We start from the raw sequence: 14275 nt of genomic DNA on the forward strand, positions 1-14275 counted from the left end.
TCCGTATAGATGGAAGCTTTTCTTGTTTTATGCATGAAAAAGCTGTAGGATATAAAGTATATAGAATAATTATTCATTCAAGGGGGAGCACCATGAACAAAGGACAGCGCCATATAAAAATACGTGATTTAATCTCAAATCGTGAAATCGAAACACAAGACGAGTTAGTCGAATTATTAAAATCAGCTGGCTATGAAGTTACACAAGCTACAGTGTCACGAGACATCAAAGAATTACACTTAGTGAAAGTGCCATTACAAGATGGCCGTTATAAATACAGTTTGCCAGCGGATCAACGTTTTAATCCAATGCAAAAATTACATCGTGCGCTAACAGATGCTTTTGTAAGCATTGATGGAGCCAGTCATTTTTTAGTGATGAAAACATTGCCTGGTAATGCACATGCGATTGGTTCATTAATTGACCATTTGGACTGGGAAGAAATTCTTGGGACAATTTGTGGTGATGATACATGCTTAATCATATGCAGAGATACCGAACATCGCGAAGTTTTAAAACAACGTTTAATTGAAATGCTTTAAGAAGAGGTGAACGGTATATGCTTCGGGAATTAGATATACGCAATTTTGCCATTATTGATGCCTTGACCGTTAGCTTTGCAGAAGGATTAACGGTATTAACAGGTGAAACCGGTGCGGGTAAATCCATTATCATCGATGCCGTTCACCTGTTAGCAGGTGGGCGGGGAAGCCAAGAGTTTATTCGACATGGGGCAAAAAAAGCTGAAATCGAAGGACTATTCTCCTTAGAAGATGAACAGCATCCCGTATTTCGCAAACTCGATGAATTCGGCATCACAAAAAGTGATGGCGATATTTTGTTGCGTAGAGAATTAAACGATAAAGGCAAAAATGTCTGTCGAATTAATGGTAAACTAGTAACGATATCGATTTTGCGTGAAGTTGGAGCTTCGTTAATTGATATTCATGGCCAACATGAAACCCAAGAGTTGATGGATGAAAAACAACATTTATACTTATTGGATCAATTTGCAGGCAAATCTTTAGCGAAGTCCAAAGAAAGTTATAGCCATACATTTGATAAATATACGAAATTAAAGCGCGAGTTTTCTTCCTATACAGAAAATGAGCAGCAAATTGCTCAACGAATCGATTTGTTAACATTTCAACTGCAAGAAATTGAAGCAGCTGAATTAGTAATTGGTGAAGAAGAAGAACTCGTACTAGAACGTAAAAAAATGCAAAATTTCAACAAAATTTACGAATCAATCTCAGCTGCCCACGAAGCCATTCAAGGTGAAAGTAAAGGTTTGGACTGGGTTGGTTCTGCTATGTCTGAACTTGAACATGCAGCCGCGGTTGATGAGACCTTCACAGGGTCCTCCGAAACCTTGTCTAGTGCTTTTTATTTGATACAAGACACTGGCAGTGAAATAAAACGTATTCTAGATGATATGGAATTTGATCCTAGCCGATTAAACGAAATTGAACAACGCTTAGCTGTTATTCAATCGCTGAAAAGAAAATATGGCACTTCCGTTGAAGATATTTTGCTGTATCATGAAAAGCAGGCAGATGAGCTGGATAAATTAGTCAACCGTGATCAGCGTTTACAGTTAGATCAGGAAAAATTAAAAGAACTGACAGAAGACTTGCGTGTTGAAGCGGAAGAACTAACCATTTTGAGAAAAAAAGCTGCAAAAAGCTTAGGAAAAGCGATTATGGAGCAGTTAAAAGAACTTCATATGGCGAAAGCTTCGTTTGAAGTAAATTTTGATATTTTGCCGAACGCCAGATTTGATCGAAATGGACATGATGCAATTACGTTTTATATTTCCACAAACCTTGGTGAACCGTTAAAACCGTTAACTAAAGTGGCGTCAGGTGGAGAATTATCACGTATGATGTTGGCATTGAAAACAATATTTTCAAAACATCAAGGAATTACGTCAATTATTTTCGATGAAGTGGATACTGGTGTGAGCGGACGTGTGGCACAAGCCATTGCAGAAAAAATTGCAGCTATTTCAGTTGATTCTCAAGTATTGTGTATTTCTCATTTACCACAAGTCGCTGCGATGGCTGATCAGCACTTGTTTATAGAAAAGAGAGTAGACAAGCAACGAACTACTACGGCTGTAACCGAACTTGACGGTAGCGAACGTACAGAGGAAATGAGTCGCATGCTATCAGGTGCCGAAATTACTGACTTGACTTTACAACACGCTAAAGAATTACTTTCTTTAGCTGCAGATCGTAAACTATTGATGAAGTAAAATCGTAAAGATAGTCTAAACACCTACTAGAGTCAGTCACCAAGGAGAGAGAGTCCAATGGAAAAAATAAAAATCGCAATTGCAGATGATAATCGCGAATTGGTCGGGCTGATGAAAGATTATTTAAATTTACAACCGAATATGGAAGTTGTAAATGTTGCCTATAACGGAAAAACTTGCATAGAAATGTTGAAAAGTGAAGAAATCGACATTTTATTGTTAGACATCATTATGCCCTATCTTGACGGTATCGCCGTATTAGATGCGATAAAGGAAAATGATAAGTTACAAGGAATTGACGTTATAATGCTGTCGGCATTTGGGCAAGAATCAATTATGAGTCAGGCTGCCGATTACGGAGCTTCTTACTTTATTATGAAACCATTTGAGACCGATCGTTTAGTAGTGCAGATCAATCACATTATGAATAAGCGTAGCAACACACCAGATGAACCTGAGGTTAAACCGACGAGAGAAGATATTATTACGAATATGGTTAAAGATATCGGCATACCTCCTCATTTAAAAGGCTATAGTTATTTAAAAGAAGCAGTCTCATTGGTATTAGAACAACCCGGATTTTTAAACAAGATTACAAAAGAACTATACCCTGGCATTGCGACTAAATTTGATACAACCCCGTCAAGAGTTGAACGATCTATTCGCCATGCTATTGAGCAAGCTTGGACGCGACATGAAACCGTGGATCATATTTCCGAAATCTTTGGCTATAGCGTAGCGCATTTAGAATCCAAGCCAACCAATTCGGAATTTATTGCCATGGTGGCAGACAGTTTGCAAGTAGAAAATCAAGAAAAACGAGAAAAATCACATTGATAAAAGCCCTTGAACCTCCTTATCGTTAAAAAACGATGAGAAAGTTCAAGGGATTTTTTATAGGGAATAAAAACTTTTTTGAAAATAATTTACTTTTCAGAAATTTAATGATATTTTAAATTAAAGTTATGGTTTGAAAAAGGTGAAAAGAAGGAAAAGGATAAGACAGAGTTATCACAACGAGATAATAGAGAACTGCAATGGTGTGAGAAACGACGAATCCAGTGAAATGAAAAGAGGCGATCGCAATTGCAATTAATTAGGCAAATTGATGACTACTTTTTAGGCAATGACGAAGGAACTGTCGTTGACCGTCTTTATTTTTATGGTGTTTATTGTGTCAGCCTTCTTATCGCATTTTCCACAATGATGTCCATGTAATAAACGGTAAGATCAACTTATAGATTACTAAGCCGATGAGCAAATCGCTCATTGGATTTTTTTTGGACAAAGCTGTTAAAAGCTTACCATGTAGTCTTCTACATAAGGTTTTTTTAAAATCAAAACCAAAAACGCCATCAACAACCGGCATTGCTTTTAGTTTTAGATAAGAGATGATAACATGGTAGTGAAACTGAAGAAAAAGGGTCAGTAAAACAAAAAGAGTAGTCGTTTTGCAGGTTCAGTAGATTTCAGAAACGGAAGAGGATGATTTTATTGTCTGAAGTCAAAGTGTATGCACACCGAGGCGCTTCAGGATATGCACTAGAAAACACATGGGATGCTTTTATCAAAGCATGTGAATTAGGTGTGGGTATCGAACTTGATGTACAAATTACTAAAGACGGTGTCGTGGTCGTATACCATGATGATAACTTAAGGCGTTTAACTGGTATTAATGAAGACATTGATACGCTTGATTATGAAGATATAAAAGAGTTGCGTGTCGGTAGAAGATGGATGCGGAAATTTCAGCAGCATCAAATTCCGTTAGCTTATGAAGTATTTCAATGGGCGAAGAAAAAGAAAATCCCCCTAAATGTAGAGCTGAAAGGATCTTTTGCGAAAAATCCAAAAGGACCTCAAGTTCTTGCTGCTATGTTAGAAGGAATGGAAGACATCCATTTATCTTCATTTAATTCACAATTGCTTCAAGAGATGAAGCAATTAATGCCATCTACTGAAATGGCGTGGATTGTTAAGAAAAATAAGCAACTTGCTTATTCGAAGGAAATGGACTGGGTGGACAGCATTCACCTTCATAAACGGCTGTTAGGCAAGCCTATGTGGACGGACATATTGAAACTAAACAAGAAAGTACGCTTATACGGGATTCTTGGTTCAGAGTCGCTCACGCGTCTCTTAGAGCCTCAAATGATCGGTATTATTACTGATTACCCAGATCGCGTTAAAAGAAAAATGGCATCACCCTTTATTGGGTGATGCCATTTTAACTTTAGAAGGGAGATGTCTCCTTGCTTAGTAGTCCTGCTGAATAAGTAAAAGCGTAAATTGAATATGTATCGATAAAAAATTCTCTTGCTAACTATCATCAAATTTCGGATTGAACAGTATTTCTTGATTTTGGACAGTATTGGACACGTTTTCGACTGTATTTTATCCAATTCGGACAGTATTTCACGCAATCCCGACAGTATCGCCAGTAAATGGAAAAAGCCGCCTAAATTAGGCGGCTTTTCTTCAGTATTTCTTTTTATTTCTGGAATCTTTTTGATACATTGCCTTTTTTTCGATCGCGGTTTAACAGGAAACCTGCAAAAAATCCGATACCGAGAACGACAAAAATAGTACCAAGCGTAAATTGAAGCCAAAGAGCCGGATAAGGCTCTAATAATTTATTGAATAAAGTATCGCGCATCAACTTAATCCCATACGCCGCCATGATTCCAGGAATCAGCAAAATAATAAACGCCACAAGACGACCCATACTTCCACATCCTTCTGTATCTATTGTTTCCAATTCGGTTAAAGTTGTCAAGAAAACCTTCCTGATGTACGCTTAAAATATTGATGCAATTATTTGCATGACTGCAGAAAAGAGGTTGAAATAATATGCAAAACGTCTTGATTGTGGGTGGCGGAGTTGGCGGGTCGGCTATATTAAACACACTCTTGGAATCAGATTATTTACGGGTGCAAGGTGTAGTCGATTTAACAGTAGATGCACCTGCGATAAAAACTGCACAATCTCATGGAATTTCCGTTGCAACTGATTTTCGGGAATTTAACAAGACAGACATTGATATCGTGTTTAACGTAACAGGAAGTGAGTTTCTTTACCAAGAACTTAAAGAATATTTCCTTGAAAAAACAGTTATTATTCCTGGTAGTCTTGCGAATGTATTGGTCAGGCTATTAGAAGAAAAAGAGCATTTTATTAGTCGTCTTAGCAAAGAAAGTCATCGAGAAAAAATCATTTTTAATTCGATTGAAGAAGGCATGATTGGCATAGATAAGACAAGTCATATTACGTTTATGAACAAAAGTGCCGCTAGAATGTTAGAAGTTACCGTTGAGGAAACAATCGGCAAACATATTCATGAATTTATTTCATTAAGTGAATTGCCAAGAACTTATGAAACCGGTCGTGTTGAAATAAATAAAGAGTTGCAGTTAAGAAACGGTTCGAGAATAGTCACTTCGCGTTTTCCAATGATAGGAGATGATGGACAAATCATCGGAGCGTTTGCGGTATTTAAAGATATTACTGAAGTCGTTGCACTAGCAGAAGAAATTACGGATTTAAAAGAAATTCAGACGATGTTAGAAGCCATTATTCAATCGAGTGATGATGCCATATCGGTAGTTGATGAAAAAGGCAATGGCTTACTGGTTAATCCAGCTTATACGCGAATTACCGGACTGCAGATGAAAGATGTTATCGGTCATCCAGCTTCTGCTGATATATCTGAGGGCGAAAGTATGCACTTAAAAGCGTTGCAAACTCGGAAACCGGTTCGAGGCGTCAACTTAAAAGTAGGACCAGCAAATCGAGAAGTCATCGTGAATGTTGCCCCGATTATTGTTGACAACAAATTAAAAGGTAGCGTTGGCGTTATTCACGACACAACAGAAATTCGCTCTTTAATGAAAGAATTAGACCGAGCTCGAAGCATTATTCGAACATTGGAATCCAAATATACGTTTGATGACATTATCGGATTGTCATCTGAGATGCAATTATCATTGCAACAAGCCAAACTTGCAGCGCAAACATTGGTTACCGTATTACTGCGCGGTGAGTCTGGTACGGGTAAAGAATTGTTTGCTCATGCTATCCATAGTGCTAGTGAACGAAAATACAATAAGTTTGTCCGAGTAAACTGTGCTGCACTTTCTGAAGAGTTGTTAGATAGTGAACTTTTTGGATACGAAGAAGGAACGATCCCGGGGAGCAGGACGGGAGAAAAGCGGGGATTATTTGAAGAAGCAAATAACGGCAGTATTTTTCTAGATGAAATCGGTGAATTGTCACCTATGCTACAAAGTAAATTGCTGCGGGTATTGCAAGAACATGAAACTTTACGTATTGGAGGTAGCAAACCAATCCCTGTTAATGTTCGGGTAATTGCCTCGACAAATGCCAATATGGAAAAAGCATTGCTTGAAGGGAAGTTTCGTGAAGATCTTTATTATCGTTTAAATCGGATGCCGATTTTAATTCCCCCTTTGCGGAACCGTAAACAAGATATTCCAAGAATATCAGAGCGCCTCCTATTAAAATTAAATCAAGAATATGGCCGCAATGTTGAATCTATCTCAGACAAAGCGCTTCAATATTTACGTGTTTATGATTGGCCGGGCAATGTACGTGAACTCGAAAACGTTTTGAGTCAGTCGATGATTTTTATGCAGATGAACGACCGAATATTAACAGAAGAACATATTCCGCTTAACATGTTGAAAGTACCTGAAGCGAAAAACGAAGTGCTCATTCAATCGTCGATGCCTTTGCAAGAACAATTGGATACAGTAGAGCGTGGAATTTTGCATCATGCGTTAAAGCAAGCAGGGGGCAATAAATCGAAAACGGCTAAACAATTAGAGATTTCATTAAGGACTTTGTATTACAAATTAGAGAAATACGGTTTAATGTGATGTTTTGCAACAATTTGCAGGGTTTTGCAATAAATTGCAATGTTTCATAGCCGGAATCGAAAATAAAACGCTTTCATCTCTTATATATGGCGTTTCGTTCTGTTTTAATTAAGAAGAATGAGGTGAGTAACATTGGCCACATTAAAGCAGTTAATCGAAAATATTCCGAGTGGAACAAATCATACTGTCGCAGTTGCGGCGGCAGCTGACTTGTTTGTGCTTGAAGCAATTAGTATGGCTGTAGAACGGAAAATGGCGTACTTTCGATTATATGACGATGAAAATGCAGTGACGAACATGATGAAGAACAATTTTCCGCAATTGCTCAATCACCCGGATATTGTGCTCTGTCATGTCAGCAGTCAAGAATCTGCTGCTCAAGCAGCTGTTACTTCCGTATTCAAGAAAGAAAGCGATATCTTGATGAAGGGGCAACTCGCAACCGCTGTTCTCTTAAAGGCAGTATTAAATCGCGATTTTGGATTGCGGACAGGTTCAGTGATGTCCCACGTTGCTGCATTTGAAGTAGCTGGATTTGATCGACTCATTTTTGTGACAGATGCAGGAATGAATATCAGTCCTGACTTAGCTCAGAAAGTTCAAATTATCGAAAACGCTGTTCACATTGCTCGTTCAATCGGTATTGAAAATCCGATTGTGGCTCCTTTAGCAGGGGTAGAAGTTATTAATCCGAACATGCAAGCAACACTTGATGCAGCAGCACTTACCACCATGAATCAGCGCGGCCAAATCAAAAATTGTATAGTTGATGGGCCATTTGCACTCGACAATGCAATATCTGTTGATGCGGCTAAAAACAAAAAAATTGCAGGAAACAATGCCGGTAAAGCCGACATTCTGCTTGTTCCATCTATTGAATCAGGCAATATTTTGTATAAATCACTCGTCTTTTTTTCTAAAGCAAAAGTGGGCAGTATAGTGACGGGTGCGAAAGCGCCAATTGTTTTGTCGTCACGTGCTGACAGTGCTGAAAGTAAATTGTATTCATTGGCTTTGGCCATTTATTCATCATTAAATTAGGAACTATTATTAGGGGGAATTAACAATGGAAATTTTCAAAAAGATGGAAGAACATGACTACGAACAATTAGTATTTTGCCAAGATAAAAGTTCAGGACTAAAAGCAATTATTTGCATCCATGATACAACTTTAGGGCCAGCACTTGGCGGTACGCGTATGTGGAATTATGCAACAGAAGAAGAAGCAATTGAAGATGCGATTCGTTTAGGTCGCGGAATGACTTATAAAAATGCAGCAGCGGGCCTTAACTTAGGTGGCGGTAAAACAGTTATTATCGGAGATCCATTAAAAGACAAAAACGAAGAAATGTTCCGTGCCTTCGGTCGCTTTATCCAAGGGCTAAACGGTCGTTACATAACTGCTGAAGATGTTGGAACAACAGTTGCTGATATGGATTTAATCCATGATGAAACTGATTTCGTTACAGGAATTTCACCAGCATTCGGCTCATCAGGTAACCCATCTCCAGTAACAGCTTACGGCGCATATATCGGGATGAAAGCTGCTGCTTTAGAAGCATTTGGCGACGATTCTCTAGAAGGCAAAACGGTAGCTGTTCAAGGTGTTGGTAACGTAGCTTACCCACTTTGCGAATACCTACACAAAGAAGGCGCAAAATTAATCGTTACGGATATTAACGAAGAAGCTGTAAACCGTGCAGTAAAAGCATTTGGCGCAACAGCAGTTGCACCAAACGATATTTATTCACAAGAAGCGGACATTTTCGCACCATGTGCAATGGGCGCGATTATTAACGACATTACAATTCCGCAATTGAAAGTTAAAGTTGTTGCAGGATCTGCAAACAACCAATTAAAAGAACAACGTCACGGTGATGAATTAGAAGCTCGTGGTATTGTTTACGCTCCTGACTTTGTAATCAACTCAGGCGGTGTTATTAACGTAGCTGACGAATTATACGGATACAACAACGAACGTGCGATGAAACGCGTTGAAACAATTTACGACAGCATTACAAAAATCTTTGAAATCGCTAAACGCGATAACATCCCAAGCTATATCGCAGCAGACCGTATGGCTGAAGAGCGCATTGAACGCGTCCGCAAATCAAGATCTCAATTTTTGAGAAACGAACATAATATTTTAAGCAGAAGATAAAAAGACCAATTCGCGTGTGTGGAATCTTTTCCGCACCGCTTTAGCCGTACTCGGCATGGCCTCTGTAGAAAGTCAGGCAAAGTACGCCTGGCTTCTTGTTTTATCTAGCCGAAATACGGGTTCCAAATTCGATCAATAAAGCGAAATGGAGGGGGACAATGTGCCAAGACAATTAAATCGTATCTTAGTCATTAATCCGGCCTCCACATCGACTAAAATTGGAGTTTTTGATAACGATATTTTGATTATGGAAAAAACCATACAGCATTCGCCAAAAGAATTAAGTGATTTTTCGAGCATTGTCGATCAACGTTTGTATAGAAAAAACGCCATTTTGGAGTCTTTAGACGAAGAAGGTATGAATATTTCCAACTTGGCTGCGGTTTGCGGTAGAGGTGGTTTATTGCGACCGATTGAAGGTGGAACTTACGAGGTCAATGAAAAAATGATAGAAGATCTGAAGGTAGGGTATTCCGGACAGCATGCTTCTAACTTAGGTGGTATTCTTGCACATGAAATTGCAGATGCTTTGAATATCCCTGCATTTATCGTAGATCCGGTTGTTATAGATGAATTAGATCCTGTTGCGCGTATTTCAGGATTTTCATCTATTGAACGAAAATCTATTTTCCACGCACTCAATCAAAAAGCAGTAGCCCGTCACTATGCCAAAAAAATTGGTCGTTCATATGAAGACGTCAATTTAATTGTTGCTCATATGGGGTCAGGGGTAACGGTTGGTGTACATCAAGGTGGCCGGGTAATTGATGTCAATAACGGTTTACACGGCGATGGTCCATTTAGTCTTGAACGAGCAGGAACTGTACCGGCAGGCGATTTGGTGGAATTATGTTTTTCTGGACAATTTAGCCGTCAAGAAGTTTTAAAAAAACTCGTCAGAAATAGTGGACTTGTTGCCTATCTTGATACAAATGATGTTGTTAAAGTAGAAAAACGAATTTTAGCAGGCGATAAAAAAGCAGCATTAATTTATCACGCAATGGCTTATCAAATTGCCAAAGAAATTGGTGCGGCTAGTGCTGTATTAAGAGGCAAAGTCGATGCCATTATTTTGACAGGTGGATTAGCTCACGGTAATAGCTTTGTAGAAGCGATATCCGAGCGTATAAGCTGGATTGCCGATATTGAAATTCAGCCTGGCGAAAATGAACTTCAAGCTTTAGCTGAAGGGGCAGTTCGCGTATTAAACGGCGAAGAACGAGTGAAGACCTATTCATTTTAAACAATGAAATTGATAAAGGGGGATAAATCTATGGCTCAAAATTATGATGTTGTTATTTTAGGTGGCGGAACAGGCGGTTATGTAGCTGCAATTCGCTCAGCGCAACTTGGATTAAAAACAGCAATCGTTGAAAAAAGTGAACTTGGTGGAACGTGCTTACATAGAGGGTGTATTCCAAGTAAAGCTTTGCTTCGCAGTGCGGAAGTATATTCAACAACAAAAAATCACGCAGCTGACTTTGGCGTGCAAACTGGGGAAGTAACACTAGATTTCTCGCGTGTCCAACAGCGTAAACAAAGCATAGTGGATCAATTGCATGCAGGTGTGCAAGGATTAATGAAAAAAAGGCAAAATTGATGTATACGAAGGCATTGGAAGAATTCTTGGACCATCGATCTTTTCTCCAAATGCAGGAACTATTTCTGTTGAAATGAAAAATGGAGAAGAAAACGAAATGCTGATCCCGAATAACGTGATTATCGCTACAGGTTCACGCCCTCGCACATTGCCAGGGTTAACAATTGACGGCGAATTTGTTATGACTTCAGATGAAGCATTGAAAATGGAAACTTTGCCACAATCTATTTTAATTGTGGGTGGCGGTGTTATCGGAATTGAATGGGCATCCATGCTCAATGATTTCGGTGTAGATGTAACTGTTATTGAATATGCAGATCGTATTATTCCGACAGAAGACAAAGACATTTCAAAAGAAATGTTGAAACTGTTGAAGAAAAAAGGCATTAAGTTTGCAACAAGTGCAAAAGTAATGGCGGATACTTTGGAAACAGGTGAAAATGGCGTAACGATTCAAGCTGAAATCAATGGAAAAAACGAAAGTTTTTCTGCTGAAAAAATGCTCGTTTCTGTAGGCCGTCAAGCGAATGTTGAAAATATCGGCATTGAAAACACAGATATTATTGTTGAAAAAGGCTTTATTCAAGTGAAAAAATCCTTCCAAACGAAAGAGTCTCATATTTACGCAATCGGTGATGTGATTGGGGGCCTTCAATTGGCGCATGTTGCTTCACATGAAGGCATCACAGCGATCGAGCACATTAAAGGCAACAATCCACATGCGATGAATTATGACTTAGTGTCTCGCTGCATTTATTCAAGTCCAGAAGCAGCAAGTGTTGGTATTACAGAAGACCAAGCAAAAGAAAAAGGACACGATGTTAAAGTTGGGAAATTTTCTTTTAAAGCAATTGGTAAAGCATTGGTGTATGGAGAGTCTGATGGATTTGTTAAAATTATTGCAGACAAAGAAACGAATGATATTCTTGGCGTGCACATGATAGGTCCGCACGTAACAGATATGATTTCGGAAGCAGGTCTAGCGATGGTGTTGGACGCAACTCCATGGGAAATCGCTGAAACAATTCATCCGCACCCGACACTTTCAGAAGTAATGGGCGAAGCGGCATTGGCAGTTGACGGAAAAGCAATCCACAGTTAAAGGGGGAAATATAATGGCTACAAAACACGAAGAAATTGGTTTGACAAATGAAGATGTTTTAAAAATGTATGAAACGATGTTAATGGCTCGTCGCGTAGATGAGCGCATGTGGTTATTAAACCGAGCAGGTAAAATTCCTTTCGTAATTTCTTGTCAAGGGCAAGAAGCGGCTCAAGTTGGCGCAGCATTTGCACTAGATAACTCAAAAGATTATATCGCGCCTTACTACCGTGATATCGGCGTGGTTCTTCATTTTGGTATGACGCCAAAAGAATTGATGCTTTCAGCTTTTGCTAAAGCAGAAGACCCGAACTCAGGTGGCCGTCAAATGCCTGGTCACTTTGGTCAAAAAAGCAACCGGATTTTGACAGGTTCTTCACCTGTAACAACACAATTGCCACATGCAGTAGGCGTTGCGTTAGCAGGAAAAATGAAGAAAAAAGATTTCATTACATTCACAACACTTGGAGAAGGTTCTTCTAACCAAGGCGATTTCCATGAAGGCATGAACTTTGCTGGTGTACATAAATTGCCAGTTATTATTATGGTTGAAAACAATAAATACGCAATTTCAGTTCCAGTAGAACGTCAACTAGCTTGTAAAAACGTTTCTGATCGTGCAATTGGTTACGGAATGCCAGGTGTGACAATTGACGGAAACGATCCAATTGAAGTTTACAAGCATGTTAAAGAAGCAGCTGATCGTGCGCGTCGCGGTGAAGGCCCGAGCTTGATCGAAACGGTTTCTGAACGAATGACTGCTCACTCTTCAGATGATGATCATCGTCAATACCGTTCAGCAGACGAATTGGCAGCGCAAAAGTCAACAGATCCAATTTTGACATTTGGTGCTTATTTGAAAGAAAACGGTGTGATGAACGATGAACTTGAAAAAGAAATTAATGATCGCATCATGGTGATTGTCAACGAAGCAACGGATTATGCAGAAGAAGCACCGTATGCAGAACCAGAACATGCGATGAAATATGTCTATGCCGAAGAAGGAGGAGACGAATAATGGCTATTATGTCTTATATAGATGCCATCACGCTTGCCATGAAAGAAGAAATGGAGCGTGACGAAAACGTCTTTGTTCTCGGAGAAGACGTTGGTAAAAAAGGTGGAGTTTTTAAAGCGACTCAAGGCCTGTATGATCAATTTGGAGAAGATCGCGTATTAGATACACCACTTGCGGAATCAGCAATTGCTGGTGTCGGAATTGGAGCTGCGATGTATGGTTTACGTCCGATTGCAGAAATGCAATTTGCGGATTTTATTATGCCTGCTGTAAACCAAATTATTTCTGAAGCTTCCCGTATTCGTTACCGTTCAAACAACGACTGGAGCTGTCCTATTGTTTTTCGCGCACCATTTGGCGGCGGTGTTCACGGGGCTCTTTATCATTCACAGTCTGTAGAAGCGGTATTTGCAAACCAGCCTGGATTGAAAATTGTAATCCCGTCTACACCATATGATGCGAAAGGTCTTCTAAAAGCAGCAATTCGCGACGAAGATCCGGTCATGTTCTTTGAACATAAACGTGCATATCGTCTGATTAAAGGAGAAGTGCCAGAAGAAGATTACACAATTGAAATCGGTAAAGCAGACGTGAAACGCGAAGGTGAAGATATTACAGTTATCACTTACGGTTTAGCAGTTCACTTTGCGCTTCAAGCAGCAGAACGTTTAGCTGAAGATGGTATTTCTGCGCATGTTTTAGACTTACGCACAATTTATCCATTGGATAAAGAAGGTATTATCGAAGCTGCGAAGAAAACAGGTAAAGTGCTTTTAGTGACAGAAGATAACAAAGAAGGAAGCATCATCGGAGAAGTAGCAGCGATTATCGCTGAAAACTGCCTATTCGACTTAGACGCTCCTATTAAACGTCTAGCTGGACCCGATATTCCAGCAATGGCATACGCACCAACTATGGAAAAATTCTTCATGATCAACCCAGACAAAGTAGAAAAAGCAATGAAAGAACTAGCAGAGTTTTAAAAAGAAAAGTTGAACCGGCCGCTCAGCTCCGACAGGCATAAGACGCACTGGCGAAGCGGCGCTCTTTGCCGCACAGCCAGAGTGGCTTATGACCCGAGGAGTTGGCCGGTAAAGCTAGACAAAAAGAAAGTTGAACCGGCCGCCCAGCTCCGACAGGCATAAGACGCACTGGCGAAGCGGCGCTTTTTGCCGCCCAGCCAGGGAGGCTTATGACCCGAGGAGTTGGCCGGTTAAGCTAGACAAAAAAAGCGTAAGCGC

12 protein-coding genes and 1 pseudogene are annotated in these 14275 nt (G+C 39.6%); 12 read left to right on the forward strand and 1 reads right to left on the reverse strand.

Annotated features, from left to right (window positions below; translation table 11 throughout):
• Positions 1-92 precede the first annotated feature (92 nt).
• From ahrC to GPDM_RS06120, 5 genes are all read left to right on the forward strand, one after another.
• Complete coding sequence (gene ahrC / locus GPDM_RS06105) at positions 93-542, forward strand: transcriptional regulator AhrC/ArgR (protein WP_008429983.1); 450 nt, start codon at positions 93-95, stop codon at positions 540-542.
• A gap of 17 nt (positions 543-559) precedes the next feature.
• Positions 560-2257, forward strand: coding sequence for a DNA repair protein RecN (gene recN, locus GPDM_RS06110; RefSeq protein WP_008429985.1), 1698 nt, complete (start codon positions 560-562; stop codon positions 2255-2257).
• A 57-nt stretch (positions 2258-2314) separates the two neighbouring features.
• The gene (spo0A, locus tag GPDM_RS06115; protein ID WP_008429987.1) at positions 2315-3094 is read left to right on the forward strand and encodes a sporulation transcription factor Spo0A; all 780 of its coding nucleotides are present in this window, start codon (positions 2315-2317) and stop codon (positions 3092-3094) included.
• A 249-nt stretch (positions 3095-3343) separates the two neighbouring features.
• Positions 3344-3475, forward strand: a complete 132-nt coding sequence (locus GPDM_RS16935; protein WP_272941508.1) for a hypothetical protein — start codon at positions 3344-3346, stop codon at positions 3473-3475.
• Between the two features lie 267 nt (positions 3476-3742).
• Entirely contained in the window at positions 3743-4477 is a 735-nt protein-coding gene (locus GPDM_RS06120) for a glycerophosphodiester phosphodiesterase (RefSeq protein ID WP_039862986.1), read from the forward strand.
• 271 nt (positions 4478-4748) lie between these two features.
• On the opposite strand, the gene GPDM_RS06125 is transcribed toward GPDM_RS06120, so the two are convergent.
• Positions 4749-4982 (reverse strand): DUF2627 domain-containing protein, encoded by a 234-nt coding sequence (locus GPDM_RS06125; protein WP_008499061.1) that lies wholly within the window; start codon positions 4980-4982, stop codon positions 4749-4751.
• 125 nt (positions 4983-5107) lie between these two features.
• Between GPDM_RS06125 and GPDM_RS06130 the strand changes: the two genes are divergently transcribed.
• The 7 genes and pseudogenes from GPDM_RS06130 (at position 5108) to GPDM_RS06160 (ending at position 14017) form a co-directional block, all read left to right on the forward strand.
• Positions 5108-7153 carry a sigma-54 interaction domain-containing protein gene (locus GPDM_RS06130; RefSeq protein ID WP_008429993.1) on the forward strand — a complete coding sequence of 682 codons (2046 nt, stop codon included), beginning with the start codon at positions 5108-5110 and terminating at the stop codon, positions 7151-7153.
• Between the two features lie 132 nt (positions 7154-7285).
• Positions 7286-8194: a phosphate butyryltransferase gene (yqiS, locus tag GPDM_RS06135; protein ID WP_008429995.1), complete on the forward strand. Its 909-nt coding sequence runs from the start codon at positions 7286-7288 to the stop codon at positions 8192-8194.
• 25 nt (positions 8195-8219) lie between these two features.
• Positions 8220-9314, forward strand: coding sequence for a Leu/Phe/Val dehydrogenase (locus GPDM_RS06140; RefSeq protein ID WP_008429997.1), 1095 nt, complete (start codon positions 8220-8222; stop codon positions 9312-9314).
• Positions 9315-9474: 160 nt separating this feature from the next.
• Entirely contained in the window at positions 9475-10557 is a 1083-nt protein-coding gene (buk, locus tag GPDM_RS06145) for a butyrate kinase (RefSeq protein WP_008429998.1), read from the forward strand.
• Positions 10558-10587: 30 nt separating this feature from the next.
• Positions 10588-12016: pseudogene (gene lpdA / locus GPDM_RS06150) on the forward strand (dihydrolipoyl dehydrogenase).
• A 13-nt stretch (positions 12017-12029) separates the two neighbouring features.
• Positions 12030-13034, forward strand: a complete 1005-nt coding sequence (locus tag GPDM_RS06155; RefSeq protein ID WP_008429999.1) for a thiamine pyrophosphate-dependent dehydrogenase E1 component subunit alpha — start codon at positions 12030-12032, stop codon at positions 13032-13034.
• Positions 13034-14017, forward strand: coding sequence for an alpha-ketoacid dehydrogenase subunit beta (locus GPDM_RS06160; protein WP_008430000.1), 984 nt, complete (start codon positions 13034-13036; stop codon positions 14015-14017). Before GPDM_RS06155 ends, GPDM_RS06160 begins: the two co-directional genes overlap by 1 nt.
• Positions 14018-14275: the final 258 nt, after the last annotated feature.

It is taken from the genome of Planococcus donghaensis MPA1U2, assembly GCF_000189395.1.
GTDB classification, from domain to species: domain Bacteria; phylum Bacillota; class Bacilli; order Bacillales_A; family Planococcaceae; genus Planococcus; species Planococcus donghaensis_B.